Below are 14,511 nucleotides of genomic sequence, written 5' to 3'. Positions count from 1 at the left end.
GAGGCAGAGATACATGGGGCATTCACCACTTGTTGTTCGTGATTTATCGGTAGCTTATCAAAAAAAGCCCGTTTTGTTCGATGTTTCCTTTGAAGTGCCGGAAGGCAAGCTGATTGGTATTATCGGTCCGAACGGGGCTGGGAAATCTACGCTGATTAAGGCAGCGCTTGGATTGATTCCAAAGCTTAGGGGCGAGGTGCTGGTCTACGGTAAGTCCTATAAGCAACAGCTGCTCAAGGTTGGCTATGTACCACAGCGGGAGTCGGTGGATTGGGATTTCCCGACGAACGCACTGGATGTGGTTATGATGGGACGGTATGGCAGACTGGGCTGGTTTAAGCGTCCGGGAGCAGCAGATCGTCAGGCTGCGATGGAGAGTTTGGACAAGGTAGGTATGAGCAAATATGCAGACAGACAGATTAGTCAATTGTCTGGCGGCCAGCAACAACGTGTTTTTTTAGCCAGAGCACTTGCGCAGGACGCTCAGCTTTATTTTATGGATGAACCGTTTGTCGGTGTGGACGCTGCAACAGAAAAAGCCATTATTTCATTGCTCAACGATCTGAAACAGCAGGGTAAAACCGTGCTTGTCGTTCATCATGATTTATCTACAGTCACGGATTATTTTGATCAGGTTATGCTGTTGAATGGGCATCTGATGGCGTTTGGAGAGACGACAGATATTTTTACCGAGGAAAATCTGCAGCGTACGTATGGCGGGCGTCTGAGTATACTCAAAACAGGCCCGGATTCCGGTACGATACTCGGAGTGAGGTGAGCAGTATGACAAGCTTGGCAACGCTTTTGACCGACCCAAACATGCAGTGGATTTTGCTGGGCTGCATTTTGCTCGGTTTAAGCAGCGGGGTGATTGGCAGTTTTATGTATTTGCGCAAGCAGTCGCTCATGGGAGATGCTTTGGCACATGCGGCTTTGCCGGGGGTATGTGTGGCTTTTATGATCACAGGTACAAAATCCGTGTTTGGATTTATGATTGGGGCCGCCATTGCAGGGATTGTTGCGACCTTTGCCATCAGTGCGTTAACCCGGTATTCGCGAATTAAAAGCGATTCAGCGATTGCAGCGGTGCTGTCGGTATTTTTTGGCTTCGGCATTATGTTGTTGACCGAAATTCAGCATAGTGGCGCAGGCAACCAAAGCGGATTGGATAAATTTCTATTTGGTCAAGCTGCGGCAATGGTATTGTCTGATGTCTATACGATGGCGGTAATTTCGGTGGTACTCATCGGAATATGTATATTATTTTTCAAGGAATTTAAGCTGCTCAGCTTTGATCCCGGCTTTGCCCGCGGTCTTGGTTTTCCGGCAGGTTTGCTGGATAAGTTGTTGATGCTATTGATTGTCATTGCAGTGGTTGCTGGCATTCAGGCCGTGGGAGTCATTATGATGGCTGCTCTGCTGATTACCCCGGCCGTGTCGGCAAGATACTGGACAGAGAAGCTGGGTGTCATGGTATGCCTATCAGGCTTGTTTGGTGCTATAGCAGGCCTTGGTGGGACGGTCATTAGCTCTCTGGGACAAAATCTGCCTACAGGACCGTTATGCGTGTTGTGTGCGACTGTGGTGTTTGGAGTGAGCTTGATTTTTGCGCCGCAGCGCGGGATGATCTCCAAGGCTATCGTTCGGTTGAACGCCAGAAAAAATCTGGAGCAGACAGTCGGAACACAGCCAAGGGAGGAGCGTGCCCTATGAGTTCATTTTATGTAATTTTGACGGGAATGTTAGTGGCAGGGGGATGTAGTATCGTTGGGTGCTTTCTCGTGCTCCGAAAAATGGCTATGATCGGTGATGCAATCAGTCATGCGGTATTGCCGGGGATTGTCATTGCCTTTCTCATCAGCGGATCGAGGGATTCGGTGTGGATGATGTTTGGTGCGGCTGTGCTGGGTCTTCTAACGGTGTACCTGATTCAGCTATTCCAACAAAGCGGTCTGCAAAGTGATGCTGCCATTGGCGTGGTGTTTACGACATTGTTTGCTATCGGTGTTTTGCTGATCAGTGTGTTTGCTTCCAATGCCCATCTGGATATGGATCACGTTTTGTATGGGGAAATTGCTTATGTGCCGTGGAATACGTTAGAAATAGCTGGCTTCAATGTCGGTCCGAGGGCTGTGTGGATTACGGGCGTGATGTTTTTGATCAATTTGCTCGTGATAGGGGGCTTTTTCAAGCAATTTAAAATTACTTCCTTCGATCCCGCCTTGGCAGCTTCATTAGGCATTCCAGTTGTTTTATTTCATTATCTACTGATGAGTCTCGTCTCACTAACGACGGTGGCGTCATTTGAGAGCGTGGGTGCAATTCTGGTGGTTGGCATGCTCGTTGTACCGCCTCTTACCGCTTATTTGCTGACGGAGAAGTTGTCCCATATGATTGTATACAGCGTCGGATTTGGGGCGATCAGTTCGGTCGTAGGCTTTTACACAGCAAGTGTATTGGATGCTTCTATTGCAGCATGTATGCTGTGTGTATCGGGTCTGTTGCTGCTCTTGGCTTTCCTCTTTTCCCCGTCTCACGGTGTGGTATGGCAAAAGTTATTTCAACAACGGGGGATCGTTGGCGAAGATAGCAAGTGATTGTAGGAAGTGATCCCATATGAGTTACCCAAAATAGCGTGCATTCAGGCATAAGAGACCTGAATGCACGTTTTTTTGCACTTATACTGCCCTGTGCGGCTTTTTTTGGGGCAAGCTTGATTGATCATCTTGAATTGATTGGGACACGGGAGTACATTCATTACAACCATATAAGAATGGACCGAACAAACAAGCGGCACGCTGTGGGGAGGAACGAAAGTGGAGAGCTTCAAACGTAAATCACCAGAGGAAATACTGGATTCGATTAACAAACTGCATCGAGGCAGACTCAAAATATACATGGGTGCGGTCAGTGGCTCGGGCAAGACGTATCATATGCTGCAGGAGGGACAATCGCTGCAGCATGAAGGTATTGATGTTGTGATTTGTGCGGTCTCAACCATGCAGCGGCCTGTGACCGTGGAACAGGTCGGCACGCTGGAGCGAGTGCCTAGCATTCATTGGATAAAAGATGGTGAGGAGCAAAAGGACCTGAATGTGGAGGCTTTGGTGGCACGAAATCCCGAGGTGGTACTGGTGGATCATTTGGCACATCATAACCGGAAAGACGCCCTATTTCCAACACGGCTGGAAGATATTCGGTATTTGCTGGAGCAGGGAATTAGCGTCATTACGACGGTCAATGTTTATGAACTCGAGGGAATTACGGAGTGGGTGTATCAGCTGACAGGCTTTGAAGCGGAATATACGGTTCCGGTTGATACACTGGAGCTGGCGGATGAAATTCGTCTGATTGATGCCACCCCGGAGATGATTTTGGAACGGCTGGCGAAAGGCTATATGCATACGCCCAATCCTGAGATGTTTCACCGGGGAAATCTGGGTAAATTGCGTGAGCTAGCCCTGCGATTGGTAGCAGAGGATGTGAACGATTCGCTGGAACGGCACCGGGAAGAGTTAGGCTTGCACGGGGCATCAGGAGCCGCAGAGCGTATTTTGGTACCTGTCCAATATCATTGGAATGGGTCCATTTATGTACGTAGGGGGGAACAGGTCGCCAAGCGGTTGGGTGGAGATATGCTAGTGGTCTCCTTTGTCAGCTCGAAGCGCAAACTGTCCAAGGAATCAGCAGCCTTCAAGCGTTCAATTGAGAAATTGGCTGACAAGATCGGATCAACATTTGAAGAAATCCCGCTTTTTTCCCGCAGAAGGTTGCCTCGTCAACTGATTCATTATGCGGTGACGCACAATGTTACCCGAATTGTTATGGGGCATTCTCGGCAGACGCCGTGGCAGGAGCTGATGAAAGGATCGCTTGTGAACGGGATTTTAAAACGAATGAAAAATATGGATTTGCTGCTGATTGCGGACCGGGCCGAGCAGGAGGGTGAGCGGATTTTGCCAACAATGAGACAGGAGGAGGGAGATAACGATCCGTATCATCGTTTGAGCGTTGAGGAAGCACAGGCTGAGGCAGCCAAAATCCTGCGGGGCAAGCTCAAGGTATACATTGGCGCTGCTCCGGGGGTCGGCAAAACATACACGATGCTGAGAGAGGGGAATGATCTGCTGGAGAGTGGGATCGATGTAGTTATCGGATTGCTGGAAACGCACGGAAGAGCAGAAACACTGGCCCAGGTAGGATCTCTGAAGATGATACCCCGTCAGTCCATCGAGCGCCATGGCGCACACTTGGAAGAAATGGACACGGAATCCATTCTCAGGCGTAATCCCGAGGTGGTGCTTATTGATGAGCTGGCACATACCAACGTTCCCGGAAGTATGAGATCTAAGCGCTATGAGGATGTGCTTACCATTTTGGAACAAGGTATTTCTGTGATATCCACAATGAATGTACAGCATCTGGAGAGCTTGAATGATGCGGTAGAACAGATTACTGGTATACGAGTGAGAGAGACTGTTCCCGACCATATGATGCGTCTGGCCGATGAAGTACAGCTTGTTGATGTGGCTCCCAAATCGTTGCAGCAGCGTATGCGTGAGGGCAAAATATACGATCCTGCGAAGGTGGAACAGGCACTTAGCCATTTTTTTAAACTGGGCAATCTGATTGCGTTGCGTGAACTTGCTTTGCGGGAATTGGCAGATGACGTAGATGAGCGGCTGGAATCCTGGGATCGACACGAATCACTTCGGGGACCTTGGCGCAGGGAGGAAGTGATCTTCGTAGGCGTGACGCTAAGCGAAAATGCTGAAAGGCTGATTCGCCGCGGTTTTCGTATCGCCTTTCGTCTGAAGGCTGTGTGGATTGTGACTTATGTTCATGTCGGTGAGCGTATGCCCGAGAGACTGAACCCTCGTCTGGAACAACTAAAGTTGCTGACCCACCGACTGGGGGGAACCTTTGAGATACGGCTTGTTTCCAGCCGAAGCGAGATTGCCGACATTTTGATTGCTCCAGTGGAAGGATATTCAGGTACGCAGCTCATCGTGGGGCAGTCTTCCCGAAGTAGCCGTTGGGGGAAGGCTGCGGTTGTGCCGAGGATTCTCCGTCAAGCACGTCATATGGATGTTCTAATTGTGGCGGATTATGATCCGGATATTAAGCTGGAGGTAGATCGTTAATTCGCCCAGTAAATTCATAAATAGTCATATGATGGTTACCGATGGTTCGCTGCTTCCATAGTATATTCTATCTCAAAGAAATGGAGGCGAATTAAAAATGTTTAAACATTGTCATTTGCGTAAGCCAAAAAAACGTATCTTTAAGAAGATCATTAAGGTGACTGTCATTAAGTTTAAACCTAAATTTAAACATGATCACCGGAAACATGAAGATTTTGATAAGAAATGTCATTGCCGGAAACGTCGCCATCACCGCCATCATCGTCATCATGACTGTCATCGTCGTCACCACAAATTCTACTAAGATGAAGATGCTAGGAGGCGGGGCTAGACTGCCCGCCTTCTCCTAGTACGAGGATTTTGGAAGATACTTGCACAAAAAATACTTGCTCTAATATAAGCGCTATGCTATTCTACCAGTAAATAGATTGCACGTGACGGAAGCACCGTTCACCAACCGTATGTACTTACGGATGGATGAACGGTGCTTTTTTGCGTTGTTGTGTTAGGGAAAGGGATGAGCGTTATAGTTCCAGTGAAAGTGGTATTGGCCGTAGAAAGCCGGGATTATATTGAGCCGCTGCTGAATTATGTTCACGGAAGCGAGTACGCCAGAAGGCTGAGAATCACGGCTTTTTCGCAACCGGAGGCATTTCATCAATACATAATGGAAACCAGTGGAATGAAAAGACCGGATGTGGTGGTAGGTGAAGCGGCTTTTTTGAATCTATGGACAGACAGGGAAGCTGCTGATATTCCTTGTTTGGTATTGCATGAGGGAGAACAAGTGAGCGAATATGGACAGCCTTTATTAAAGTATCAGCCTTTATCTGAGCTGGTCGGTTTTATTTTGGAAACGGCTAGACAGAGGTCGAACGGTCGGAAAAGTGTAAACAGTCGGGAAGGTGGAATGATTATCGGCATCGTAGCAGCTTCCGGTGGACTAGGCAAGACAACGGCCGCACTCAATATGTCCAAACAGCTGGGGAATGAGGGATATTCGGTATTCTATCTGAATCTGGAGACGGTGGATTCAAGCTCGTTGTTCACTGGTTCAGGCAGTGCTAGCGGAGCAGAAGGAGAAGGGCTGTCCAGGCTGCTCTATGATCTCAAGGCGGAGGGGAGTGAGGACACTCCATTATCCATGGCTTCCTACTGTATTCGTCGCCCTGAAATTCAGGCGGATACTTTTCAGCCTGTCTATAATCGCAAGGAGCTGACGGACATGACTTGTGATGAAGCGAAAGAGCTGATTCGAACGGTTGCCGAAAGTGGGCAGTATGATGTAGTGATCGTAGATGGCGATTCTGAAAAAGGTGATCGGGCTCAAGCCGTGCTTGAAGCTAGTCATAAGCTGATTTGGCTGCTGGCAGACGATTTAATGAGCATGCACAAGTGCGGATTATGGCTGGATGTTTTAGAAACCACGCAGCCTGAAGGGCTTGAAGACATGATATGCAAAACCAGCTTTGTGGTGAACCGCTATATGGGAACTATGATCAACTCATTACCTCGTGACTTCATGGAGATAAACGGAGCGTTACCCTATATACCTTCATGGAAGCAGATGCAGCACCATGAGCTACTGCTTAGTTCACCGATTTATCAGCGGGAAATTCGTCATCTGTGCCACGAGCTGCTGAATGTGGACAGTGTAACACATCCGCCCGCCGTTTGGTCTTAAAAGGGGCTGATGAACATGAATGAGGAATGGTTTAAGGCATTGCGAGCAGATATCCGAAACGGGCTGGACGTAACGTCTTCGGTAAAGGATGCAGATCTGGTACGGCATATTGAAAATCGAATTTTACACGATGTAGAGCTGGTGGGCTTAACTTCCCGTGAGAAGCATGCACTCGTCCGCAAGATTTTTAACTCTTTCCGTGGGCTGGATGTACTCCAGCCATTGATTGATGACCCGACCGTTACGGAAATTATGATTAACAGTCACCGGGAAATTTTTGTGGAACGGGCTGGTGAAGTGATGCAGGTACCTGATCAATTTGAGTCCCGCGAGCGGCTGGAGGATTTAATCCAGACGATTGTAGCCGGGGTGAACCGAATTGTGAATGAGGCTTCCCCCATTGTGGATGCCCGGTTAAAGGATGGGTCACGCGTAAATATTGTGTTGCCTCCAGTTGCTCTCAAGGGTCCGACGATGACAATACGGAAGTTTCCCGAGCGTCCTATGACGATGGATGACTTGATACAAATGGGTGCGCTTGATGCAGAAACCGCTGCTATGCTCAAGGACTTGGTACGTAGCAAGTACAACATTTTTATAAGCGGAGGAACGGGGTCTGGTAAAACAACTTTTCTGAATGCATTATCCCAGTTTATCCCGTCGTCTGAACGGATTATTACCATTGAAGACTCAGCAGAGCTGCAAATTGTGACGGTCCCTAATCTAGTTTCCATGGAAACACGGAATGCGAACACCGAGGGGAAGGGAGAAATCACAATTCGTGATCTGATTCGTTCCTCCCTGCGTATGCGGCCCAACCGCATTGTGGTGGGTGAGGTCCGGGGAAGTGAGGCATTGGATATGCTGCAAGCGATGAATACAGGACACGATGGATCGTTGTCAACTGGGCATGCGAATAATATCCGCGATATGGTCAGCCGGCTGGAAACGATGGTGCTCGGAGGGGCAGAGCTTCCGCTTGGAGTAGTACGGCAGCAGATCAGCTCGGCCATTGATATATTCGTTCATCTGTCACGGATGCGCGACAAATCCAGACGAGTACTGGAAATTAGCGAAGTGATTGGTTTTGAAAATGGTGAGGTGACGCTTAATCCCCTTTATCGTTTTCAGGAACGAGGAGAAAGTAACGGGCGAATCGTAGGAGGTCTGGAACGTTGTGGCGAGGGTCTGCAACATACTTTGAAGCTGCAAATGGCCGGGATCAATCCGGAAAGCTGGCACAGGGGAGGAGTATCAGCGTGAAGCCAGGAAAAACGACTGCCAAGCAAGTATCACATGAGGTCCCTTCTCTGCCAGATTATACGGTGTATACATTATCGACAGTACAAAAAAGTCTGTGCATATTCTTTAGTGGCGTGCTGTTTGCGATGATCGGCTTTCTATTTTATCACCAATGGATATTATCGTTGCTGTGCGCTGCCGGGGCTGTGGTGACGCCTCGTTATTTTAGGCAATTTTTGCTGCAACGACGCAGGTCTGCTCTAAGCATCCAATTCAAGCAGGCGTTATATTCGCTCTCGTCTTCTCTTTCAGCGGGAAGGTCGGTGGAGAATGGTTTTCGTGAGGCTGTAGAGGATTTGAGATTGCTTAGCCCGGATGGAGATCACGACCTGATTTTTGAATTTAACATTATTACCGCCTGTCTCGAAATCGGACAGCCTGTAGAGGCTGCTTTGCAGGATTTGGCCCGTCGGGCGCAGATGGAGGATATTACGAATTTTGCGGACGTATTTGCGGCTTGCAAGCGAACCGGAGGTGATCTGGTGGAAGTCGTACGACGAGCTTCAAGTGTCATTGGTGAGAAGTTGGAAATTCAGCAGGAGATCGGTGTAATGATTGCGCAGAAACGTTTTGAATCGAGGGTTATGTTTGCAGCGCCTTTTTTGTTTGTATTGTTTATGACGATGACAGCGAGTGATTACATGATGCCCTTATACAGCGGTACAGGTATGATTTTATCAACCTTTTGTTTATTGGTGCTTGGTGGGTGTCTTGTGTGGATCAACCACATTATGAAGATTGAAGTGTAAGGAGAGATGGGTATGGTGATGTTGGTTTGTCTGGTCATGCTGGTTCTGCAAGTGGGAGGCTGGGTGGTGCTGAACCAGATGCATGGTGCTAAGTATGCGCATTTTCGCCATATGAAGCTGGAGGGACTGCGGCTGCAAAGACTTTCAGTCCCATTTGTACACATGATTCATGCTTCACGTGCTACTCACAGGCTGCCTTTGCTGATGTTCAAGCTCCAGCGTTCGGTGCAGAAGCTGTATGGTATGCGCAACAGCGGAGAAAAAACGATGCTTTTTCTGACAGAAATGTTGGGTTACGGATATATAATGGCTGCTGGTGGAGCTTTAATATCGCTTATGCTGGGCGGGGATGCGACCGGGCTGGTGCTCGGATTGGGACTTGGTATTCTGGTACCCATCGCGCTGATCAAGGATTTGCATGGGAAAGTACAGAAGCGGGATCAGCAAATTTTAATGGAATTGCCTGAACTGTTGAGTAAAATGATGCTTTTAGTAGGTGCAGGTGAGACGGTACAACGGGCATTGCTACATTGCGTGGAACGTAAAGGGGCGGATACGGAACATCCGTTGTATCGAGAACTGAGGCAGACGGTGGCGGAATGGGAAAGCGGCTATTCCTTTCAACAGGCATTTGAGCACCTGAGCAAACGTTGTGGTATTCAGGAAATGACAGTATTTACGACGACAGTTTTGTTGAATATGAGGCGCGGCGGGAGCGATTTCGTGATGGCTTTACGTGAGTTATCCCAGACGTTATGGGGCAAGCGGACTTCAATTAGCCGCACAAGAGGGGAGCAGGCTTCATCTAAGCTAGTATTCCCGATGGCGCTGATTTTGCTAACGGTAATTGTGCTGGTGGGCGCTCCGGCTTTAATGATGATGAATATGTAGGAGGAATACAACGATGATGATATTAGTAACAGGCAGTATTCGTAAGTTGTACAAGGATGAGGATGGTCTGGGTACGTTAGAAATGATCCTGATCATTGCCATTCTGATTGCGGTGGCAATTATTTTTAAGGATCAGATCAAGAAAATTGTAGAAGGGCTTTTGAAAAAGGCGGATAAAAAAAGTAACGATTTTATGGATTCATAATGCTGCGTAAATTAGCACAAAAAGAGGACGGGAGCTTCTCCTTGGAAGCTTCCCTCGTCTTTCCCATTCTACTGCTGGTCATTTTTGTGATGTTATTTTTTTGCCTGTACATATATCAAAAATCTATATTGGTGCAGGTCGCTGCTACTGCTTCGGAAAGGGCCGCTTACAGTTGGGATAACAGCTTCAAGGACCCACGTACGGGAGCATTTACACAAGGGCAACGGGATTCTCTCTATTGGCGCCTGAAGGATGATATTATGCTGGGAGCCCTGTTTGGCTGGACCGGAGCCAACAATCAGGAAAGTGTACAGGTTCCGGGCGGCAATGGGGGAGGCTCGTTACCTGCTCAGAAGCTGTCCAATGCAGAAAATAGAATGCCTGCGGGCATGCAGGGGCAGATGACATATGAGAACAGTATGATTCACCGTAAGGTGACCACAAAGTTAAATAAGATAGTGAGGGTACCTTTGTTGAATCAGTTTTTAGATCAGACAGATTTGCAAGGGGAAATGAGCTCTGGTGTGGTCGAACCTGTGGAATGGATTCGTACGGTGGAGTTGGTCCGTTATTATGGTGCGAAGTTTATGGGCAGAGGATCAGGTGAAAAGGTAGATTCGGCAGTTGTAGGGAAAGTACTGATGCAATATGGTCAAAACGGTCAGTGAGAAGTAAGTAACGGGAATGTAACTGGAAAGGAGGAAGCGGGTGTTTGGTAAGAGACACAACACAAAGGACGGGGAATCAGGTGCTGTCACGGTCTTTTTAATTCTGATTTTGGCGGTCATGTTCGGTTTTATTGCTGTATTTATTGATTACGCGAGAATTGCTGCATTGCATGTGCAGACCGAACGGCTGACCCATGCGGCGGTTCGTTCAGTGATGTCTGCTTATGATCCGACATTACAACAGGAGTACGGTTTGTTTGCTTATGGCGAAGGCGGCGGAGAACAAATTATGGTCAAAGTGCTGAATGACAGCGCGCGGCGTACGGCACGCACAGAAACGCTACCGCTTATGAATATGAAGCTGGATTCTAGTTCCCTGCAAATGGAAAGGGAGCTTGGTAAATATGCCATATTTAACGAGCAGATCCGTGAAGAGATGAAGTATAAAGCACCTGTCGATTTTACGTTTGAAGTGCTCGAAAAGCTTAAGCCGCTCTCTCAAAATATGAAAGAGGCTTCTCATACGGTAGATTTGCTGAAAAGGTTGCAAAAGCTGTACGACAGACGAGAGGCCAAACTGGATGACATGCTGGAGAAGCAGCGTAAGGCAGGAGCTTATATGGAAGAGGTTCGCAAGCGGGTTATTAAACAGAGGGGCACCTATATGCCCAATCAGTATATATGGGACCCGCTTGAGGTTGTAGCCGATATTGCCGCTCAATATAAGCATTACGTACATGTATATGAAGACAATAAGAAGAGTGTGGACGATGTTAAAATCATGCAGATGGAAAAATATGCACGTAGAGCGAGGGCAGCGCTTGATCGCCTGCGTCAGATCATGGTTCAGGCTGGAGAAGAACATGATAAGCTGCTTCTGGAAGCCAAGGAACCGTTAAATGAGGCCCGACAGATTAATGAAGAGATGCGCAAAGTCATTGCCCAATATAAGCAGAGGGCGGCCAATGCAGGCTACGATGAGGTTTCAGCAGCCCCTACTCCCAGCGGAGCAGGCTCCAACGCAGATCCGTCGGTAGGAAGCGCACGGCAAAAAGCAGAGGATTTGTTGATTTCAGACAAGGAATTTGAGCAATGGGAAGCAGAAATCGAAAAGCAACGGACTTCTATAAATACTGCTAACAATAGAATAACGAGCATGATGCGTACCTTATCTTTTTATACAGATCCATTTTTGAATGCAGACATGCTCAAGCAAGAAGTCGCATCAACGCTCAAAGAGATAGATAAATACTTGAATGCGTATGCTTGGGCGGGACCTGCCAATGTACTCGACGGTGAAGTCAAAATGATGGATACGCGACGTGGACCGGACAAAGAACGCAAGAAAATGGAAAAAGAGGCGAAAAACAAGCTCAAACAAGCCTATCGGATCATTGAGGTTCTTTCCAAAGGTAAACAAAGTGCAGAACAATTCCAAAATCTGGAGCGGTATTACAATGAAAGTATTTCGTTTAACCAGTCTACATCCAGTCCATCTGTTTCCGCTGATTTGCCCTATGACACCTATGATGCTGCGGGAGCTTCCATGGATAGTATGGATGGTCTATACGGGTCGGCATCCAATTTACTGACTCAACTGGGAGACGAGTTTTACCAGAATGAATACGCACTTTCTTACTTCCATCATGTGGATTTTAGCCGTTTTGGCAGTTTGGCCGGATCGGGTGGAAATGTGGGAAATGCTGCACAGATTTTGGGAGATCAGCTGGAGGTGAATAATCAGGAAGTTGAGTATATCCTGTATGGCTTCCATAATCCGACGGGTAATCTGGCATCCGCCTATGGAGAAATTTTTGCTATGAGACTTGCCATTCGAACAATGGAGGGATTGGTTAAAAACAGCTCAAAAGGTAATCCGCTGGTCGTTTTGGCGGCAGCTTTGTTATATGGAGTAGAAAAAGCGGTAGAAGATATGATTATGCTGGCACAAAAGGGAGACGTGCCATTGTCTGATTTTCTGAAATTTCGAATGACATACAAGGATCATTTGCGATTGTTCCTGATGCTCCATAGCAATAATGAACGAAAAATGTCCCGTATGCTTGCTCTGATCCGCCTGAATACAGATGTCAATCCTGCTGAGCGGCAAACGTATGCAACGGGTGAGGTCAAGAATGGGATGAGGCTGTGGTTTCTACCTGGGGTAATGAAGATGCTCGGAACCGCCTCAAAAGAAGGCGAGAGTATTAAGGGAAGTGTGTACTATGTCACGAAAACAGCGCATTTTTCCTATTAATCGGTGTTTACGGAAAGTTTGTGGGCAGAAGCAATGTGAACAAGGAAGTATTGTTTTAGAAGCGTCACTGGTGTTGCCAATGTTTCTGTTTTTTATTATTTTTCTCATTTATATGGTTCAGATGACGCTGGTATCCACAGCCTTGCAGAACACCGCTTCAGAAGCGGTTAAGCAGGTTTCGACTAAAATTTACCCAGTTTCTCTAGCCGTGGAGGCGGCGTCCGCGAAAATAGATGCAGTCCGTGAACCGCTGGATGAATTGCCCAAGTTATCTGTGAGTGAATATGCAAGCCAATTCGCTGCCCAGTTGCCACCTCCAATTGGTGATTGGGTAGAAAGCGCTGTTCAGGGCGGTCAAAAGCCGATGGAGGAGCTGCGGGGGCGATTTACGGAAGCTGCACTCGATCCTGTTCTGAAGCCGATGCTAAAGCCTTTTATGGAGGAAAGCATTCTGGAGTATGACCGTATTCATATAACGAGTGTACATGTACCTGCTCTTACAGGAACTAAGGACCCTTATTTTAGAGTAGAGCTATCGTATGAACTGCCGATGAAGGTCCCCTTTTTGTATCGCAGCATTGTGCTTCAAGCGGCGGCAGAGGAACGTCTCTGGATTGGGAACACAGGGGAGGGGACAGGTACAGGAGAGGCAACAGCGGATAAGGATGCGCAGCATTCCATACAGTTGCTCGTTAAGCCTGAACCTGCTGTGAAGGGTGTGTACAATTTGATCAAGGCCAAGGTTGAGCCTGGGACGAATGCTAATCTTTCTGTACTTTATAAGTCGGGCCAAAGCACGGCCCAGCATTTGGGCTGGACCTCTGCCAATGCGGACGGGATTATTGAATGGAACTGGTTTGTGGGAACGAACACAACACCCGGTCAATGGAGCTTTGTGATTGAAACAGAGGACGGTCAACGTATAGAAGTTCCGTTTACCGTGGAAAAGCCAGCTGATGGATAGATAGAATCGACTCGACATAGACGGACAGGAATACCTACGATGGAAAGTGATTTGGTAGTCTGCTAGTTCTATTTTATAAAGGGGGAAGATCGCATTGACGTGGATGTATATTGTATGCGGAGTTCTGCTCGCGATCGCGTTAGTTACGGATTTACGTAGCATGAAAATCCCTAATAAGCTTACATTGCCCGGCATAGTGGTAGGCTTGGTGTTCAATACTCTGTTTGGAGGGTGGCACGGTTTTTTATTTGCTGTTGCTGGACTGGGTACCGGATTTGGGTTCATGCTGATTTTGTACTGGATGGGAGCTGTTGGTGCAGGAGATGTAAAGCTGTTCGGCTTGATTGGAGCATGGACAGGTGCCGCTTTTGCATGGCAGTCAGCTTTATATTCGATTTTTTTTGCAGGTATTATTGGCATAGGAATTTTGCTGTGGAAGAGGGAAACCATCATGAGACTGCGGCGCGTGGCTTTTAATTTAGGAGGATTTTTTCTATTTCGCAGCGGCAAAGCGCTGACCGGTGGAAATGAAGCGCACCTCAGGTTTCCTTTTATGACGGCAGTCATTCCGGGAGCGATCAGTGCTTATCTTTACTTCTTGCCATGACATGTCCGCTGGGGGAGATCATGCTACCTCACGGAGATAG

The 14,511-nt window shown here is 47.7% G+C and carries 13 protein-coding genes; all 13 read left to right on the top strand.

Translation table 11 applies throughout. The features are described 5' to 3' along the window. The first annotated feature begins 13 nt into the window (after nucleotides 1-13). Nucleotides 14-778: a metal ABC transporter ATP-binding protein gene (locus tag BM358_RS04580; protein ID WP_028543035.1), complete on the top strand. Its 765-nt coding sequence runs from the start codon at nucleotides 14-16 to the stop codon at nucleotides 776-778. 5 nt (nucleotides 779-783) lie between these two features. Beyond that, nucleotides 784-1,713 carry a metal ABC transporter permease gene (locus tag BM358_RS04575; protein WP_028543034.1) on the top strand — a complete coding sequence of 310 codons (930 nt, stop codon included), beginning with the start codon at nucleotides 784-786 and terminating at the stop codon, nucleotides 1,711-1,713. Next, complete coding sequence (locus BM358_RS04570; RefSeq protein ID WP_028543033.1) at nucleotides 1,710-2,597, top strand: metal ABC transporter permease; 888 nt, start codon at nucleotides 1,710-1,712, stop codon at nucleotides 2,595-2,597. The genes BM358_RS04575 and BM358_RS04570 overlap by 4 nt, the downstream gene beginning before the upstream one ends. 219 nt (nucleotides 2,598-2,816) lie before the next feature. Continuing rightward, entirely contained in the window at nucleotides 2,817-5,144 is a 2,328-nt protein-coding gene (locus BM358_RS04565) for a histidine kinase (RefSeq protein ID WP_028543032.1), read from the top strand. A 517-nt stretch (nucleotides 5,145-5,661) separates the two neighbouring features. Next, on the top strand, nucleotides 5,662-6,828 hold the full coding sequence (locus tag BM358_RS04555; protein WP_028543031.1) for a P-loop NTPase family protein: 1,167 nt from the start codon (nucleotides 5,662-5,664) through the stop codon (nucleotides 6,826-6,828). Nucleotides 6,829-6,843: 15 nt separating this feature from the next. Further along, complete coding sequence (locus BM358_RS04550; RefSeq protein ID WP_028543030.1) at nucleotides 6,844-8,091, top strand: TadA family conjugal transfer-associated ATPase; 1,248 nt, start codon at nucleotides 6,844-6,846, stop codon at nucleotides 8,089-8,091. Then, nucleotides 8,088-8,879: a type II secretion system F family protein gene (locus tag BM358_RS04545; protein ID WP_028543029.1), complete on the top strand. Its 792-nt coding sequence runs from the start codon at nucleotides 8,088-8,090 to the stop codon at nucleotides 8,877-8,879. The genes BM358_RS04550 and BM358_RS04545 overlap by 4 nt, the downstream gene beginning before the upstream one ends. Before the next feature lie 12 nt (nucleotides 8,880-8,891). Continuing rightward, a complete protein-coding gene (locus BM358_RS04540) occupies nucleotides 8,892-9,770 on the top strand; it encodes a type II secretion system F family protein (RefSeq protein WP_028543028.1) in 879 nt (292 codons plus the stop codon). 13 nt (nucleotides 9,771-9,783) lie between these two features. Then, entirely contained in the window at nucleotides 9,784-9,975 is a 192-nt protein-coding gene (locus tag BM358_RS04535) for a Flp1 family type IVb pilin (protein ID WP_023987623.1), read from the top strand. After that, nucleotides 9,975-10,643: a TadE family protein gene (locus BM358_RS04530; RefSeq protein ID WP_028543027.1), complete on the top strand. Its 669-nt coding sequence runs from the start codon at nucleotides 9,975-9,977 to the stop codon at nucleotides 10,641-10,643. Before BM358_RS04535 ends, BM358_RS04530 begins: the two co-directional genes overlap by 1 nt. A gap of 40 nt (nucleotides 10,644-10,683) precedes the next feature. Continuing rightward, nucleotides 10,684-12,900 (top strand): DUF5702 domain-containing protein, encoded by a 2,217-nt coding sequence (locus BM358_RS04525; RefSeq protein ID WP_028543026.1) that lies wholly within the window; start codon nucleotides 10,684-10,686, stop codon nucleotides 12,898-12,900. Beyond that, a complete protein-coding gene (locus tag BM358_RS04520; protein ID WP_028543025.1) occupies nucleotides 12,869-13,864 on the top strand; it encodes a TadE/TadG family type IV pilus assembly protein in 996 nt (331 codons plus the stop codon). The genes BM358_RS04525 and BM358_RS04520 overlap by 32 nt, the downstream gene beginning before the upstream one ends. Before the next feature lie 94 nt (nucleotides 13,865-13,958). Next, on the top strand, nucleotides 13,959-14,471 hold the full coding sequence (locus BM358_RS04515) for an A24 family peptidase (RefSeq protein WP_028543024.1): 513 nt from the start codon (nucleotides 13,959-13,961) through the stop codon (nucleotides 14,469-14,471). Nucleotides 14,472-14,511: the final 40 nt, after the last annotated feature.

This window comes from Paenibacillus sp. cl130 (assembly GCF_900116035.1).
Classification (GTDB): Bacteria; Bacillota; Bacilli; order Paenibacillales; family Paenibacillaceae; genus Paenibacillus; species Paenibacillus polymyxa_B.
This window is presented reverse-complemented; position numbering and strand designations above follow the sequence as displayed.